A 16678-nucleotide genomic window follows, 5' to 3' on the forward strand; every position below is an offset into this window, starting at 1 on the left:
TGGCGAAGTACGGCGGTAACTTGCGGTAACACAACGGGCCCGCCGCGGCGGGCCCGCGCTCAAGAGAGGTGACGCGGTGCGCGAACTCAGCCTTCCGCCCCTGGTGCCGAAGATCCGCTCGGGCGGGCTCGCGGATTCCGTCTACGCCATCGCGGAGGAGACCCCCGACCTGGTGCAGTTCTCCCGCCGCGAGGACTGCCCCCGCGCCACGCGCTGGCTCCCCGTCACCGCCCTCGGTTTCCGCAACGAGGTGCTGGCCCTGGCCAAGGGGCTGATGGCGGACGGCGTCGGCCCCGGGGACCGGGTCGCGGTGATGTCCCGCACCCGCTACGAGTGGACCCTCTTCGCCTACGCCCTGTGGAGTCTCGGCGCCCAGCTCGTCCCGATCCACCCGACCGCCTCCGCCGAGCAGGTGCACTGGATCCTCTCCGACACCCGCGCCTCCGCCGTGGTCGTCGAACACGCCGAGGAGGCCATGACCGTCGGCGCCATCTGCGGCGCGCTGCCCGGCCTGCGCCGCATCTGGCAGTTCGACCACGGCTGCGTGGCCGAGCTGTGCACCCTGGGCCGCGGCATCCCCGAGGAACTCGTGCACCGGCAGCGTGCCCAGGTCAGCCCGGACGCGGCGGCCACCATCACGTACACCGCCGGCACCACCGGCCGCCCCCGCGGCTGCGTGATCACCCACGCGAATCTGGCCTTCGAGTGCGACACCCTCCTGGAGGGGCGCAGGGAGCTGCTCGCCGGGACCGGCGAGCCCCCCTCCGTGCTCGCCTTCCTGCCGCCGGCGCACATCTACGGGCTCATGGTGCAGGTGAGCTGCCAGCGCCACGGCGTCCGCGTGGGCCACCAGCCGGACACCGGCTCCGCGCACCTGCTCTCCGCCCTGGCCTCCTTCCGGCCGACCTTCCTCTTCGCGGTGCCGTACCTCTTCGAGCGGATCTACCGCACCGCCCGCCGGGCCGCGGAGCGGGAGGGCCGGGCGGAGACCTTCGACCACGCCGTGGACGTCGCGGTGCGCTACGCCGGGGCCGTGGAGCGCCGCGCGCTGGGCCGGGGGCCCGGACCGGGACCGGCGCTGCGCCTCCAGCACGCCCTGCACGATCGCTCGGTCTACGCCCGGCTGCGGGACGCGCTCGGCGGCCGGGTGCGTTACGCCGTCTCCGTGGGCTCGCCGCTCTCCCGGGAGGTGGGCCTGCTCTTCCACGGCGCCGGTGTCACCGTCCACGACGGTTACGGCCTCACGGAGACCGCGGCCGCCGTCACCGGGCACCCGGCCGGCCGGCCCAAGTTCGGCACCGTGGGCCGGCCGCTGCCCGGCTGTTCCGTGCGGATCGCGGAGGACGGTGAGATCTGGGTGCGCGGGCACAACGTCTTCGCGGGCTACCTCGACGACCGGCGGGCCACCGAGGAGGTCTTCCGCGGCGGCTGGCTCGCCACCGGCGACATCGGCCACCTCGACGAGGACGGCTACCTCCACCTCACCGGCCGCAAGCGGGACACCATCGTCACCAGCGGCGGCCGGAGCGTGTCCCCGGTGCAGCTGGAGGAGCGGCTGCGGGCCCATCCGCTGATCTCCCGCTGCGTGGTGGTCGGCGACAACCGCCCGTTCGTCGTGGCCCTGATCACCCTCGACGCGGAGGCCCTGGACCACTGGCAGCGGCTCCACTTCCCGCACCCGGTGGAGCCGCGGGTGGCCGCGCGGCGGCCGGAGCTCCAGGAGGAGATCCAGCGTGCGGTGTCCCGGGCCAACGCCGCGGTCTCCCGCAGCGAGTCGATCCGCGCCTTCCGCGTCCTGCCGGGTGACTTCACCGTCCAGGAGGGGTTGCTCACCCCCTCGCTCAACGTCCGCCGGGCCGCTGTCGTCCAGGCCTACGCGGCGGAGATCGCGGAGCTGTACGCCCAGTGAGGGCCCGGCCGCCGGGCCGGGGGGACCCGGCGGCCGGGCCCTCCCCGGGGAGAGAGGCGCCGGCCGCTCAGCGGACGTGCACCCACCGTGCCGTCGAGGGGGTGCCCTCGGAGTCCGTCACGAAGAGCATGTACCAGCCGCGCGGCACCAGCGTGGGATCCTCGGGCACCGTCAGCGCCAGCCGGCCGCCCGGGCGGCGCTCCAGGCCGAGCGCGACCGAGCGCTGCTCGACATCGGTGGTGTGGGTGACGGCGCTCGGCCGCATCAGCCGCGCCGCCACCGGCCGCTCCGCCGAGCGCACGGTCCACTCGGCCGTGTCACCCCGGTCCACCTCCACCGGACCGCCCGTCACCGCCGGCCGGCCGGGCCGGAAGAGGTACGGCGGTGAGAAGATCTCCACCCGCTGCTCGAAGGTGCCCGGCTGGGTGTTGTCCGGATCGGCGTAGAGCGGGTCGGAGCCGAAGGTGGCCACCCTCCCGTCGGGCAGCAGCAGCGCCTCGGAGTGGTAGTTGCGCCCCACGACCGGCGGGGCCGCCGGGGCGAAGGTCTTCCGGTCCGGCAGGTAGAACTGCGCCGAGTGCAGGTCGCTGGCGCCCTTGCCGCGGTAGTCCGACGAGCCGCCGGTGGTGAACACCGTGTCGTCGGGCAGCAGGACGCTGGAGAGGTAGCGGGTGGGGTGCGGCAGGTCGGGGCCCGGGGTGAACCGCGGGTCCTTCCGCGCCAGGTCCGCCACCGCGGTGCGCGCCGTGGACTTCGCGGACTCCCCGACGCCCCCGCCGCCCAGCACCATCACCTGCTGCCGCTGCGCGGGCGGCAGCAGCACCGAGGCCGAGGTCTCCAGCTGGTCGGTGTCGGTCAGCCCCGGCACCGGGCGGAAGGTGTTCCCCGCCACGTCCCACAGGCCCGGGTCGCGGCCGCGGTCGGCGGGGCCGTACCCCGCGTTGGAGCCCGAGTAGAACAGATCGCCGCCCCGGGTGAGGAAGAGCGCCGGGTACGTCGGGAAGTACCGGTCCGGCGCCGGGGACCAGGTCCGGGTCTCCGGGTCGAAGACCTCGTTCTTGCCGGGCACGACCTGCCCGATCTCGTCCAGTCCGGAGACGGCGAGCACCTTCCCGTCCGCCAGGGTCACCAGCGTGGGGTACCAGCGGGCCTCCGCCATGGGGTCCACCGGGACGTACCGCTCGGCGACGGGGTCGAACTCGAAGGCCACGTCCAGGCCGTGGTAGTCCTGCTTGTCCAGGGTCAGGGCCTGGGCGAGCCCGTAGACGTTGCGCCGGTCCGCGCCCCGCAGCCCCTCCACCGCGTACTGCGCGGGCCGCCGCGCCACCTGGCCGCCGCCGGTGCGCACCGCCTCGACGAAGACCCGCTCCTCGCTCGCGGTGACGGTGACCCGGCCCCCCTTGCGCTTCGTCTTCTCGGCCGCGGGCAGCGTGAAGGCACGGGTGGTGCGGTAGCGCCGGCCGTCGGGCGCCCGGAAGACGGTGCCCTTGCGGAAGCGGTGCGCCCTGTCCGGGTCCTCGTTCTTCACCAGCATGCCGCCGCCCGCGCGCTCCACCTCGCCCTCCAGCACCTCGTAGCGGGCGGTGCCCCCGGCCACCAGCAGCCGGCCGTTGGGGAGCTGGGCGTGGCCGGAGCAGAACAGGTCCTCGGGCGTGGGGATCAGCCGGAAACTGTTGTCCGCGGGATCCCACAGCAGCGTCTTGAACGTGCCGGCCTCGAACATCTCCTCGTTGTTGCCCGACCCGGCGATGAGCAGCACCTTGCCGGTGTGCAGCAGCGCCGCGTGGATGGCATGGACCCGGTACTTCTCGGGCACGCCGAGCAGTTCCCAGTGGCCGTGGCGCGCCTTGTAGTCCGGCTGCTCGATCCGGTAGGCGTGGTAGGTCCGTTCGGCGTAGCTGATGGCCGCGGGCGCGTTGAGGCCGGCCAGGGTGAGGAAGGCGGCGGCACCGAGGGCGGTGGTGCGGAAGCGGGAGCTCGGTCGGGTCACAGGGCGCACAGCGGGTCCTTCTCGGTGGTCTCCGGGGCGGGGGTGGTCACGGCCGTGGGGACGGCGGGGGCGGGGGAGCGGGGCCGGCGGCCCGCGCCCGGCGCGGGGGAGTCCGCCCGCGCCGCGGGCACGGCCGGGCGGGCGGCGGCGACGGCGCGGCGGCGCCGGGCGCCGGCGGCCCACACCACGACGGGGGCGAGACACAGGGCGAGGGCGATCAGCGCCCAGGCCGTCATGGCGGCGTGGGTGTGGCCGAGGAACACGGCGGCGGTGACGGAACCGCCGAAGAGGGCCGCCCACATCAGGTGGATACGGAAGGTGGCGAGCCGGTCGGGGCTGACGGAGTCGCCCTTCGGGGTGACCACGAACCCGCTCCTGCGCCGCAGCACCGCGTCCACCAGCGCCTTCGCGTAGACGGGCGCCGACAGCGCGGACATCGCCATGCCCGCGAGGCCGCCCGACCCCTCGGGCTCGTGCGGGGAGATGTTGTGCCGCCGGTTCCAGATGTAGAGGCCGATCTGCAGGGCCGCCGCGTCGCTGTAGAGCATCAGCCACACCTCGGCGGGGACATGCAGCCCGGAGGCGCCGACGATCAGGAAGAGTGTGCAGCTCAACGCGGCCAGCAGCCAGTTGAGGGCGGTCATCGGGTAGTAGACGACCATCAGGGTGTAGTTGAGCAGCCGCCCCGGGGAGAGGGAGAACGGCGCCTTCCAGAACTGCTTGAGCAGCGTCTCGTAGGTGCCGCGCGACCAGCGGAGCTGCTGGGTGAAGAAATCCGTCCAGGAGGCGGGGCCCTCGCCGACCGCGAGGACGTCCGGGGTGTAGACGGAACGCCACTTCCGGCCGGTCTCCGGATTCCGCGCCCGGTGGATCTCGAAACCGGTCGCCATGTCCTCGGTGATGGAGTCGTACAGGCCGCCGATTCCCTTCACGGCGGAGATGCGCACCGCGTTGGAGGTGCCCACGAACATGGGCGAGCCGTAGGCGTTTCCGGCCCGCTGGATGAGGGCGTGGAACAGGAACTGCTGGCTCTCCGCCGCCTTGGTGACGGCGCTGTCGTAATTCCCGTACACCTGGGGGCCGATGACGAAGGCGACATCCGGGTCCCGGAAGAAGCCGAGCATGCGTTCCAGGTAATTGGGGAGCGGCACGTGGTCGGTGTCCACCGAGGCGAAGAACTCGTAGGCGTCGCCGTGCGCGTCCAGCCAGGCGTTGTAGTTGCCGTGCTTGGTGCGGGCCCGGTGCGGACCCGTGGGCCGGTTCCACTTCTCGACGCCCTTGCGGGTGAAGTGGCGGACGCCGAGCCGGGCGCAGACCGCCTTGGCCGCGGGGTCGTCGCCCTCGTCGAGCAGCCAGACGTGCACCGTGCCGCGGTGCCGGACCCGGACCGCCGCCTCCAGGGTCCGGGTCACCATCTCGATCGGCTCCTTGCCGGGCACGAACGAGGTGAGGAAGGCCACCCGGGTACCGGGCTCCGGGACGACAGGCACGGGATCGCGCGCCACCAGCGTCGCGTGCGCGTTCGAGAAGACTGTGCAGAGCCGGAAGAACTCGATCAGCCCGATCGAGACCAGCATGACGGTGTCCGCCGCCGACTCCCAGGAGGAGACGTAGTCGCGGTGGACCCAGTGCGACGGCTGGAGCAGCCAGACCAGGAGGAGCGCGGAGACGAGCGGCGCGGCGCAGAGCAGCAGGGTGGCGCGGACCCGGTGCGGCTCCTGCGCCAGCAGACTCCGGTAGGCCACCCGGTACGGCGTGGACCCCCGGCTCCCCGGGCTCCCCCCGCCCCGTCTCCTTGCTTTCCGGCCTCTCCTTCCCTTCCTTTCCTTCTCCCGCCCCTCCTCCGGCTCGCGGAGCGGTCCGGCAAGCCGGCTGTACCGCTCGTAGTCATAGGCCGGTGAGAGCCCGGGGAGGGGCTCTTCGGTCGGCTCGGCAACGGAATTCGGTGACGCCATCGGGGCACTCCCGTGACTGACTGGACGGAATGCGGGGAGGCGATGACCCGGGCCCGGATTTTTCATGTCATCGACCGAGACGAGAAGGTAACAATCAGCAGGAAGAATCCTGCGGAAATGTGATGTTCGGCGCGCCATGATAATGACCCCGGGCGGTTTCTCCGGGGGCCCGGCGGGGGCCGGGGGCGGAACGGCGGAGGTCGTCGAGCGGTCAATTCCCGTCGCCCTGCGCGTCCTTGATCAAGGCTCACCGCCCCGGCGCCCGGACGGTGGGCGCGGGGGAATCCCGTGAACGGCCCGGCGGGGAAGGCGGGCCGGGGTAGCCGCATCCCGGCCGCGTCCGGGAGAGGGAAGGCCGTACGGGTGAGAGGTGCACCGGGAGCCGCCACCGAGTGGGCTAACCGGGACCGGCGGCGACGGGGCTCGGCGGGACGGGCAGCGACGGGGCTGGGCGGAACCGGCAGCGACAGGGCTCGGTGGGACCGGCGCCGGGCGGGCCGGGCGGGCTGGGCGGGACGGCGCGGCCGGGGGAGCGCGTGGGTGGCCGGGGCGGGTGTGCGTGGCCGGGCCGGTGGGGAACGTGTGGGCGGCGGGGTGGGCCGGGCGCGGCGGCGCCGGGTGGGGTGCCTGCGGGGAGCCGCGAGGGCCCGGAAGCGGGCGGGGGGCCTCGCCTCGGCAGCGTTTGCCGGGGAGGCGCGCGTGGACACACGCGCGGAGCCCGTGCGGGCCGGTTTCCACCGGCTCGCACGGGCTCCGTCAGAGGTGTCCGAGGGGGGACTTGAACCCCCACGCCCGATAAAGGGCACTAGCACCTCAAGCTAGCGCGTCTGCCATTCCGCCACCCGGACGAGGTGTCGCCGCCGTGGCCGTGGGCCGTGGCGACGTGGAAACCATAGCAAACATCCGCGGCCGTTCGATCACACGGCCGGGCCCCCCGGGGTCCGGCTTGCCCCGGCGCGAGGTGGCCCCGAGGGTGCCGGCCGGGCCACGGTGCCGCGGGCTCCGGTGCCCCGGTGCCCTGGTGCGGGGCCACTGAGGGTGGGGACCTTGGGGCGGGAGGCGGGGGCGGGGGAGGATGGGGCCAGGAACGAGCGGTAACCCGCCCGGGCTCGGCCGTGCCGCACCCGGGCCGCATCAGAGCAGCCGCATCAGAGCATCGGAGAGGCAGGGCAGCGTGAGCGCATCGCATTCCGCCGCGGCGGCGACCGGAGCAGTCACCGGCGAGGACGAGGTCGTCGATCTCTGCCGGGACCTCATCCGCATCGACACCAGCAACTACGGGGACCACTCCGGGCCCGGCGAGCGCGCCGCCGCGGAGTACGTCGCGGAGAAGCTGGCCGAGGTCGGCCTGGAACCGCGGATCATCGAGTCGCACCGGGGACGCGCCTCCACCGTGGCGCGGATCGAGGGCGAGGACCCGTCCCGGCCCGCGCTGCTCATCCACGGCCACACCGACGTCGTCCCGGCCAACGCCGACGACTGGACGCACCACCCCTTCTCCGGCGAGATCGCCGACGGCTGCGTCTGGGGCCGGGGCGCGGTCGACATGAAGGACATGGACGCGATGACCCTGGCGGTCGTCCGCGACCGGCTGCGCAGCGGGCGCAAGCCGCCCCGCGACATCGTGCTGGCCTTCCTCGCCGACGAGGAGGCCGGCGGCGTCTACGGCGCCCGCCACCTGGTCGACCACCACCCCGGCCTGTTCGAGGGCGTCACCGAGGCCATCGGCGAGGTCGGCGGCTTCTCGTTCACCGTCAACGAGAACCTCCGGCTCTACCTGGTGGAGACCGCGCAGAAAGGCATGCACTGGATGCGGCTCACCGTGGACGGCACCGCCGGCCACGGCTCGATGACCAACACCGACAACGCCATCACCGAGCTCTGCGAGGCCGTGGGCCGGCTGGGCCGTCACCAGTTCCCGGTGCGGGTCACCAAGACCGTCCGGTCCTTCCTCGACGAGCTCTCCGACGCGCTGGGCACCCCGCTGGACCCCGAGGACATGGACGAGACGCTCGCCAAGCTCGGCGGCATCGCCAAGATCATCGGCGCCACCCTGCGGAACACCGCCGCCCCCACGATGCTCGGCGCCGGCTACAAGGTGAACGTGATCCCGGGACAGGCCACCGCGCACGTGGACGGCCGCTTCCTGCCGGGGTACGAGGAGGAGTTCCTGGCCGACCTGGACCGGATCCTCGGCCCGCGGGTGCGGCGCGAGGACGTCCACACCGACAAGGCCCTGGAGACCGGGTTCGACGGCTCGCTGGTCGACGCCATGCGGAACGCCCTGAAGGCCGAGGACCCCATCGCGCACGCCGTGCCGTACTGCCTCTCCGGCGGCACCGACGCGAAGTCCTTCGACGACCTCGGCATCCGCTGCTTCGGGTTCGCCCCGCTGAAGCTCCCGCCGGAGCTGGACTTCGCCGGCATGTTCCACGGCGTGGACGAGCGGGTTCCGGTGGACGGACTGACCTTCGGGGTGCGCGTGCTCGACCGCTTCCTCGACCAGTGCTGACCGGCGCCGGCCCGGGCCGCGCGCCGGCGTCTCCGCCGTCCGCGCGGCCTCTGCCCGTGCCGTCTCCGCCGTCCGCGCCGTCTCTGCCCGTGCCGTCTCTGCCGTTCTCCCCGCCGTCCGGGCGTCCGCCGGTCTCCGCCGGTCACCGTTTCGGCTGCTGAGACCCCGCGCCGGTGGGCCCGGAGCGGGGCGGGCCCGTGACCGCGGCGGTGCGGGCCCGCCCGCGGGCCGGGGATCAACTTCGTGCCGCCGCCTCGCCGGAACGGGTGAAGCGTGGCGGCGGCTCGTTCCTCCCCTACTCCTTCTTCGTTACAGGAGATGCGATCCGAGGTCGGGTTCGCACTGCCAACGAGGAGGAACATCCAGATGATCAAGAAGGTCGCGGCGGTCACCGCCGCCGCCGGTGGACTGATGCTCGCGGGCGCGGGCATGGCGGCTGCCGATTCCGCCGCCGGGGGGACCGCCACGGACTCGCCGGGCGTCGTCTCCGGCAACACCATCCAGGTGCCGGCGCACGTCCCGGTCAACCTCTGCGGAACCACCGTCTCCGTGATCGGCCTGCTCAACCCCGCCACGGACAACGGCTGCACCCACAGCTGACTTCGCAGCGACGACCCGACGGGGTGTGATCGCCGGGTGGCCCCGGAGTGCACGCCACGCACTCCGGGGCCGTCCGTTTCCCGCGGGCGGGAGGCAGTCCCGCGCGCTTTTCGAACGGCAGAGACAGAGGAACGAGATCCATGCGACACGTCGCGAGGAAAACCCTGATCACCGCGGCCGCCGCGGGTGGCGTATTCGCCGCCACGGCGGGCTACGCGGCCGCTGACGCGGGCGCCGACGGTGGCGCCGCCAACTCGCCGGGCGTGCTCTCGGGGAACAACATCCAGGCCCCGCTGCACGTGCCGGTGAACGCCTGCGGCACCACCGTGAACGTCATCGGGCTGTTCAACCCGTCGCAGGGCAACGCCTGCGACACGGGTGGCAGCGGCTCCACGGCGACCGGGGCGACCACCGAGTCCGGGGGCATCGCCTCCGGCAACAACGTCCAGGCCCCGGTCCACGTGCCGGCGAACGTCTGCGGCACCGGTGTCAGCGTCATCGGGGTGGGGAACGACGCCGGCCCGAACGACTGCTCGACGGGCTCCGACGGTCCCGGCACCCCGCCCCCCAGCACCCCGCCCCCCGGCTACCCGGACCCGGGGACGCCGGGTGGACCCGGCGAGCCGGGTGACCCCGGGGACCCGGGCGGCCCCGGTGAGCCCGGAGACCCGGGCTACCCCGAGGGCCCGGACGACGAGGACTGCCCCTGCGGCCCGGACGAGGACACCGAGGCCTCGGGGGGCGGCGACGACACCGTGGAGACGAGCGGCGCGGAGACGGCCGAGGCCGAGCAGCCGAAGGCCGTCGAGGAACTCGCCCACACGGGTGCCGGTTCGCTGGCGCTCACCGTCCCGGTCGGCGCGGGTCTGCTGACCGGTGGCGCCCTGCTCTACCGGCGCTCCCGCGTCAGGGCCTGAGCCGCCACGGCGCCTGATCCTCCGGGAGTGGAGGGGCGCCGGCACACCGCTCCGGGGAGCGGGTCCCGAACGGGGCCCGCTCTCCTCGCGTGTCCCGGGGCCGCTACCAGGTGGCGCGGACCTGGCGGATGATCCGGCGGCGCAGCCGCACGGTGCGGCTGCCGTCGCGCTTCAGCAGGAGCCGGTGCAGCTCCCAGTGCCCGTATTCGGCGTGGTCGGTCAGCAGTCGGGTGGCCGCGGCCCGGGAGACCCCGCGCGGCACATACACGTCACGAAATTCGTATTCCGGCATCGTATCTATTGTGCGGGCAGGGGCCCGGTACGGATAGCGTCTGCACCATGTCTGATGCTGCGCGGCGATCCGCCGCCGAGGTACGCGCCGCCGCCGAGGCGGTCAAGGCCGCGCTGGACCGCCACCTCGCCGCGGTCGAGCGGCGCTCCGGCGAGGACGACCCGGCCGTCTTCACCGCCTTCAACGAGCTGGCCGCGGCGGCCGAGGTCTACGACGAACTGCTCTACGACGCGTACGACGAGGTCACCCCCTTCGAGATCCCCGGGGAGGACTCGCCGCCCGCCTACACGGGCCCGGAGAACCCGAGCTTCCTGAGCGTGCTGATCCGCCGCGACTACGCGGTGGCCGAACCCCGCCGGCTCTTCGCCCAGGCCGAGCGGATCATCGAGCTCGACCCGGACGCGGAGCCCGCCGTGACGGGGGCCCGGACCGGGATCGCCGGAGTGGGCAGCAGTGTGCACACGGCCCTGGGTGTGCTGTTCGGCGAGTTCGAGCCGGACGAGATCGCCTCCCGGCACCAGGAGTTCGGGCTGGAGGAGGGCGACTCCACCCTCTGGGTGACGGCGGTGGACGAGCCGCCCGAGGCGGGCGAGTGGCTCAGCGCGCCCTTCGAGGAGGTCGACTCCCAGCAGGTTCTCTGCCGCTTCGATGTCAGCTCCGTCTTCGACGAGGAGGATTTCGAGGACGCCGAGGACGCCGAGGACGCCGAAGAGATCGAGGACGCCGACGAGGCCGCGGAGGGCGGCGCCGACGTGGCGGAGGACCCGGGGAGCGGCGAACGGTCCGGGGCGGCGGGCCCCGGGGCCCGGGCCGCCGGGGGGCCGGAGCTCCCCGGCCGCGGCTGATCCGGCGCCCGGCACCGGACGGGACCGTCCGCGGAGAGGGCCGGTGACGGCCGGGCCGTGCGGTGCCGGCAGGTGTCGGCAGGTGCCGGCGCCACCTGCTCCCGGGGCGCCGCCGGCCGTCCTGTTTCGCCGACCGTCCTCCCCTTCCGGCCGCGGGCCCGGCCGGCCGCCCTGAGGGACGGAAACGGCCGGTGCCCGCGGGACCTCAGGCGGGTGGCGGCAGGGCCCGCAGCAAGGTCCGCAGCCGGGTGGTGCGCGCGGTGACGGGCACCCCGGCCACGGCCCGGGGCAGGGCCTGCTCCACACCGTGCACCACGGAGAGATGACGTTCGGCCCGGCCGAAGGCCGTGTAGACCCAGGCGCGGGTCAGCGTGTCCGCGGCGTCCCCCGGGAGGACGACCACGGCCGCGGGCCACACCGTGCCGGCCGCCTGATGGGCGGTGACGGCCCAGCCGTGACGGAGGGCGCCGGCGGCCACCTGCTCCCGGGGGACCGCCAGCCGGCCGCCCTCCCACTCCAGCCACAGGCCCTCCGCGTCCGCGCCGGCCACCGTGGCGACGAGCGCCCGGCCCGGCGCGGGGGAGTGGACCACGCGGTCCCCCGGGTCGAAGCCGCCGAACCGGCCCGGCCCGGGGTTGAGGCGCTCCTTCAGCGCCGCGTTGAGCGCACGGGTGCCCGCCGGACCGCCGTGGACGGGCGTGATGACCTGCGTCGCCTCGCTCGCCACCCCGATCGCGCGCGGCACGGAGTCGGCGACGAGCTGCACGGTGCGGTGCACCGCTTCGCCGGCGTCCTGGACCGGCACGATCACCACTTCCTTCCCCGGGGCGTCCACCGCGGGCAGCTCCCCGGCCCCGACGGCGGAGACCAGCTCCCCGAGCGGCCCGGGGTCGGGGGTGCGGGAGGCGAGCCGCGGGCAGACCGCGGCGGCGAGCAGATCGGCGAAGACCTCGCCGGGGCCGGCCGGCCGGAGCAGGCCCGGGTCTCCGCTGAGGACCAGCCGCGCGCCGTCCGGCACGGACTCCACCAGCGCGGCGGCGGTCTCCACGTCGAGCAGGGGCGCGTCGAGGACGACGAGCAGGTCCAGGGCGAGGGCGCCGTCCTGGTCACGGGCCGGGCCCTCGGTGCCCGCCAGCAGTCCGGCGACCGTCACCACCGGGGCGCTCCCGGCCGCGCCGGGCCCTTCGCCGCCGGCCGGTCCGCCGTCCCTCCCGCCGCTCCCGGGGGCCCCGGGAGCGGTCTCCGAGGCAGCGGAGGGGCCCGGGGAGAGCAGGGCGGCGGCACGGAGCCGGCCGGCCGGGCCGTGCACCGCGGCGCAGGCGCGCAGCCCCAGCCCGGCCGCGGCTGCGAGCAGCGCCAGGGGCTCGGCGCGCGCCGCCTCACCGCCGGTGTGTGCCACGAGACCGTGCCGGGCGGCGGCCCGGATCAGTTCGGCGGCGGACGGGGAGGGCGCCGCCTCCGCCGCGGCCCGCCAGCCGGCGTCCCCGCCGGCGCCGGCCCCCGCGGTGAAGGTGGCGAGGATCCGGCCGAGGCCCTCGGCGAGGCTCTCCTCCGCCAGGGCGTGCCGCTCCAGGCCCAGCAGGACCCGCACCGGCCGCTCCGCCTCCGGATCCTGACCGTCCGTGCCGGGGTCCGTGCCGGGGTCCGTGCGGGCGCCCGTGCCGGGGCCCGCGGCGGGCCCGGCGGCTCCCCGGGAGGGGCCGGGTTCGTCCACCGGGTCCTCGAAGAGGAGCACCCCGCCGGCGTCCACCGCGTCCCGCAGCGCCGCGTCCGGGTCGGGCACGGACTGCCGCGCCAGCGCCTCACGCAGCGCGGACGGCTCCAGCACGGTGTGCCCGCGCAGCGCCGCCCGCTCCAGCAGCCACTGGACGAGCGCCTCGGCGCGCCGCCCGTCACCCGGGCCGGCGCCGGGGCCGAGCAGGGCCCGCGCGAAGCCGTCGGCCTGCTCCGGCCGGACACGGGGTACCGACAGCAACTGCCAGGGGTTCTCCTGGAGCGCCACCGCGGCGGGCTCCCCGAGCGCGTCCACCACCGGCTCCGTCAGGGACTCCGGCGCGCCGCCCCGGGCCAGGACCTCCCGTACCTCCCCGCTCAGCTCCGCCCGCCGGGCCGCGGGCAGCGCCGGGGCCGGCGCGGCGGAGCCGGAGCCGCCCGGGGACGGCGGGCCGGGACGCGGGCCGAAGGCGCCACCGGCCGGAGCGGGGGCGCCCGCCGGGGCGGCCGGGCGCCGGGGCGCGGGGGGACGCGGCTCGGCGAAGAACGAGGCGGCGGAACGCTCGCCGCTCTCCACCGCCCGCACGGCCGCGGCCAGCGCCTCGGCCGCCGGGGACCGCCGCGGCCCGGCACCCGCCCGGCCGTCCGCCGTCTCCGCCGGTCCGGGGGCCGTCACCGCCGTCTCCGGCGCCGGGGCGTGCGGATCCGGGCCACCGGGATCCGGACCGGCCGGCCCCGGGGCCACGGCACCCGCCGCGCTGTGCGGGGCCGCGGCCGGGGCGGGCGTGGCCGGGTCCGCCGGGGGCTCCGCCGCGGACGGGCCGTCGGGCTCCGGGGCGGTCCGGTCGGCGGGGCGGTCCGTGGTCACAGCGTGCTCCAGTCCTGGTCGGGGTAGCGGTGCACCGGCGCGGACACGTCGTCCAGCGCCTGGCAGATCTCGTCGGGAAGACTAAGCGTCTCCACTGACAGGGCCGCGGCGAGCTGCGCCGCCGTCCGGGCCCCGACGACGGGGGCGGCCACCCCCGGCTGGTCCCGGACCCAGGCGAGGGCCACCTGCAGCGGGGTCGCCGCCAGCCCTTCGGCGGCGATGGCCACGGCGTCGACGACGCGCCGCGCCGTCTCGTCGAGGTACGGGGCGACGAAACCGGAGAGGCGGGCCGAGGCGCCGCGGGAGTCGGCCGGGGTCGTGTGCCGGTACTTGCCGGTGAGCACGCCGCGCCCCAGAGGGGAGGACGGCAGCAGGCCCACCCCGAGGTCCCGCGCCGCGGGCAGCACCTCCCGCTCGACGCCGCGCTGCACCAGCGAGTACTCCATCTGCGTACTGGCCAGCCGGGTGCGGCCGGCCGCGCCGAGCTGCCAGGTCGCCGCCTTGGCGAGCTGCCAGCCGCTGTAGTTGGAGACCCCGGCGTAGCGGGCGCGGCCGCTACGCACGGCGGCGTCCACCGCCTCCAGCGACTCCTCCAGCGGGGTCTGCGGGTCGAAGGCGTGGAGCTGCCACAGGTCGACGTGGTCGGTACCGAGCCGCTCCAGGGAGGCGTCGAGCGCCGCGAGCAGGTGGCGGCGCGAGCAGTCGAAGCGCCGCTCCGGGTCCGGGACGCTGCCCGCCTTGGTCGCCAGGACGAGATCGCCCCGCGGGACCAGGCCGTCCAGGAACCGCCCGAGGAGATACTCGGCACCGCCGTCCGCGTAGACGTCCGCGGTGTCGACGAGGGTGCCGCCCGCCTCCCAGAACGCCTTGAGCTGCTCGGCCGCGTCGTTCTCACCGGTGTCCCGGCCCCAGGTCAGGGTGCCGAGCCCGATCCGCGATACCCGCAGGCCCGTCCGGCCGAGGTGCCTCTGCTTCATGGGCGCAGAGGTTACTGGCCGCCGGGCCGCGGGCGGTGACGCGTGTCATGGCCCGGGCCGCCGCCCGGTGTCCCCCCGGGCGCTGACGGGACCCCGGCCGCCGCGCTAGAGTCCAGGGCGGAAGACATTACTCATCGGTAATCTCAACGGTGGTCTCATCGGTAAGGGGAGCGATATGCGGCTCGGGATCAACCTCGGCTACTGGGGTGCCGGCATGGACGCCGACAACCTGGCGGTGGCCCGGGAGGCGGACCGGCTCGGCTACGCGGTCTGCTGGGCCGCGGAGGCGTACGGCTCCGACGCGCCCTCCGTGCTGTCCTGGGTCGCCGCGCAGACCGAGCGCATCGACGTCGGCTCCGCGATCCTGCAGATCCCGGCCCGCACCCCGGCCATGACCGCGATGACCGCCGCCACCCTCGACTCGCTCTCCGGCGGCCGTTTCCGGCTGGGGCTGGGCGTCTCCGGCCCGCAGGTCTCCGAGGGGTGGTACGGGGTCAGGTTCGACAAGCCGCTGGCCCGCACCCGCGAGTACGTGGAGATCGTCCGCAAGGCGATGTCCCGCGAACGGCTGACGCACCAGGGCGCGAACTGGACGCTGCCGCTCCCGGACGGACCCGGCAAGGCGCTCAAGCTCACCGTTCACCCGGTGCGCGAGCGGATCCCGCTCTACATCGCCGCGATCGGCCCGAAGAACCTGGAGCAGACCGGCGAGATCGCCGACGGCGCGCTGGTCCTCTTCTTCGCCCCGGAACACGCCGGGGAGACCACCCTGGCGCCGCTGCGCGCCGGCCGGGAGAAGGCGGGCCTGACCCTGGACGGCTTCGACCTGGTGCCCACGCTGCCGCTGGCGGTCGGCGAGGACGTGGACGCGCTGGCCGACCTCTTCCGTCCCTACACCGCGCTGTACGTCGGCGGCATGGGCAGCGCCAAGCAGAACTTCTACAACAAGCTGGCCCGGCGGATGGGATACGAGAAGGAGGCCGCGGAGATCCAGGAGAAGTACCTCGCGGGGGAGCGGGACGCCGCCGCGGCGGCCGTGCCCCGGCAGCTCATCGACTCCACCTCGCTGCTCGGCCCCATGGAGCGGATCGCCGACCGGATGCAGGCCTACGCCGCGGCGGGGGTCACCACGCTCTCCGTCACCCCGGCCGGATTCACCCTGGAGGAGCGGATCGCCGGGCTGCGCACGGCCGTCGACGCCCTGGAACGCGCCGGCCTCGCCTGACGGCAGGCACCCCGGCCGGCCGCCACGGAGGACGGCCGGGGTGCCGTGGTGACGGCGGCCCCGCCCGCCGGGTGGCGGCGACCCGCGGGACGGCGGCCCCGCGTCCGGGGGCGGCGTTGGCGGGGCGGCGGGGCGGGCCCGGATCAGCCCGGGACCAGCCGCCCCAGCAGCCGGCCGAAGGAGATCAGCCGCGCGATCTGGCCCGGCCCGCCGTCCTCCAGGGACTTGCTGAACCGGAACGCCTCCGGGCGGAACCGGGCGGCCGCGATCGGCGCCTCCGGGTCCCCGCCGGGCACCGGGTTCAGCTCGTGCGGGGTGGACGTGGCCAGGACGACGTGCACCCCGCGGTCCACCCGCCGGCCGGCCGCGTCCCGGCCCACCATCGTGCGCATCCCGACGTGCCGGATGGACCCCAGCGGCAGCACCTGCACCGAGGAGTCCAGCACCGTGGTCCCCGGTGCCTGCTCGTCGGCCGTCTCCTCGCTGTGCCACAGGATCAGCCGCCGGCCGTCGCAGACCGCGGCCTCCTGCCAGACCGAGGCGCCCGACTCCGTGAGATCGACGACCCGTTCGAGGGTGAAGCCCCGGACCCGGCGGCGGCCGAGCACCCCGCCGACCGCCTCCAGCGCCACGTCGGCGTGGAGGAAGTAGGCGCGGGCCGCGTCCTCGAACCGTCCGTACGGTGACCAGTCGGACCCGGCCGGACCCCGCTGCCGCTGCGCGAGACCACCCCGCGCCGCCCTGCCGAACAGACTCACCCGCCACCCCCTCCGCGATGTCCTCACCCTACCCAGGGGGAACGACAGCGGACCGTGGCCGGAATGGTTCCGGAGGGCTTCCGGAGCGCGCCGGTCCGCCGGCGGCGGGCGGTGCGT

At 75.3% G+C, this 16678-nt stretch carries 12 protein-coding genes and 1 tRNA gene; 6 read left to right on the top strand and 7 right to left on the bottom strand.

Going from position 1 to position 16678, the window contains the following annotated elements; all coding sequences use genetic code 11:
- The first annotated feature begins 76 nt into the window (after positions 1-76).
- Complete coding sequence (locus HCK00_RS12755; protein WP_168101981.1) at positions 77-1909, top strand: AMP-dependent synthetase/ligase; 1833 nt, start codon at positions 77-79, stop codon at positions 1907-1909.
- Between the two features lie 67 nt (positions 1910-1976).
- On the opposite strand, the gene glxA is transcribed toward HCK00_RS12755, so the two are convergent.
- The 3 genes from glxA to HCK00_RS12770 form a co-directional block, all read right to left on the bottom strand.
- Positions 1977-3899 (bottom strand): radical copper oxidase GlxA, encoded by a 1923-nt coding sequence (gene glxA / locus HCK00_RS12760; protein ID WP_168101982.1) that lies wholly within the window; start codon positions 3897-3899, stop codon positions 1977-1979.
- Positions 3896-5854, bottom strand: a complete 1959-nt coding sequence (locus tag HCK00_RS12765; protein ID WP_168101983.1) for a glycosyltransferase family 2 protein — start codon at positions 5852-5854, stop codon at positions 3896-3898. The genes glxA and HCK00_RS12765 overlap by 4 nt, the downstream gene beginning before the upstream one ends.
- Positions 5855-6617: 763 nt before the next feature.
- Positions 6618-6702, bottom strand: a tRNA-Leu gene (locus HCK00_RS12770).
- 326 nt (positions 6703-7028) lie between these two features.
- On the opposite strand from HCK00_RS12770, the gene HCK00_RS12775 reads away from it, so the two are divergent.
- The 3 genes from HCK00_RS12775 (at position 7029) to HCK00_RS12785 (ending at position 9883) form a co-directional block, all read left to right on the top strand.
- A complete protein-coding gene (locus HCK00_RS12775; protein WP_168101984.1) occupies positions 7029-8366 on the top strand; it encodes a M20/M25/M40 family metallo-hydrolase in 1338 nt (445 codons plus the stop codon).
- A gap of 366 nt (positions 8367-8732) precedes the next feature.
- A complete protein-coding gene (locus HCK00_RS12780; RefSeq protein ID WP_168102156.1) occupies positions 8733-8966 on the top strand; it encodes a chaplin in 234 nt (77 codons plus the stop codon).
- Positions 8967-9106: 140 nt separating this feature from the next.
- Entirely contained in the window at positions 9107-9883 is a 777-nt protein-coding gene (locus tag HCK00_RS12785) for a chaplin (RefSeq protein ID WP_168101985.1), read from the top strand.
- 103 nt (positions 9884-9986) lie between these two features.
- On the opposite strand, the gene HCK00_RS12790 is transcribed toward HCK00_RS12785, so the two are convergent.
- The gene (locus HCK00_RS12790; protein WP_168101986.1) at positions 9987-10175 is read right to left on the bottom strand and encodes a DUF5703 family protein; all 189 of its coding nucleotides are present in this window, start codon (positions 10173-10175) and stop codon (positions 9987-9989) included.
- Positions 10176-10222: 47 nt separating this feature from the next.
- Here HCK00_RS12790 and HCK00_RS12795 point away from each other — a divergent pair, with 47 nt between their 5' ends.
- Positions 10223-11020 carry a hypothetical protein gene (locus HCK00_RS12795; RefSeq protein ID WP_240965541.1) on the top strand — a complete coding sequence of 266 codons (798 nt, stop codon included), beginning with the start codon at positions 10223-10225 and terminating at the stop codon, positions 11018-11020.
- A gap of 205 nt (positions 11021-11225) precedes the next feature.
- On the opposite strand, the gene HCK00_RS12800 is transcribed toward HCK00_RS12795, so the two are convergent.
- Both HCK00_RS12800 and HCK00_RS12805 read right to left on the bottom strand, forming a co-directional pair.
- Positions 11226-13613, bottom strand: coding sequence for a helix-hairpin-helix domain-containing protein (locus HCK00_RS12800; RefSeq protein WP_446459017.1), 2388 nt, complete (start codon positions 13611-13613; stop codon positions 11226-11228).
- Positions 13598-14578 (bottom strand): aldo/keto reductase, encoded by a 981-nt coding sequence (locus HCK00_RS12805; protein ID WP_168101987.1) that lies wholly within the window; start codon positions 14576-14578, stop codon positions 13598-13600. The genes HCK00_RS12800 and HCK00_RS12805 overlap by 16 nt, the downstream gene beginning before the upstream one ends.
- Before the next feature lie 175 nt (positions 14579-14753).
- On the opposite strand from HCK00_RS12805, the gene HCK00_RS12810 reads away from it, so the two are divergent.
- Positions 14754-15803: an LLM class F420-dependent oxidoreductase gene (locus HCK00_RS12810; RefSeq protein ID WP_168101988.1), complete on the top strand. Its 1050-nt coding sequence runs from the start codon at positions 14754-14756 to the stop codon at positions 15801-15803.
- 143 nt (positions 15804-15946) lie between these two features.
- Here the strand turns inward: HCK00_RS12810 and HCK00_RS12815 are convergent, their stop codons facing one another.
- Positions 15947-16561 carry a hypothetical protein gene (locus tag HCK00_RS12815; RefSeq protein ID WP_311765293.1) on the bottom strand — a complete coding sequence of 205 codons (615 nt, stop codon included), beginning with the start codon at positions 16559-16561 and terminating at the stop codon, positions 15947-15949.
- Positions 16562-16678 lie beyond the last annotated feature (117 nt).

Origin of the sequence: Streptomyces zingiberis (assembly GCF_012034935.1) — a bacterium.
GTDB lineage: Bacteria > Actinomycetota > Actinomycetes > Streptomycetales > Streptomycetaceae > Streptomyces > Streptomyces zingiberis.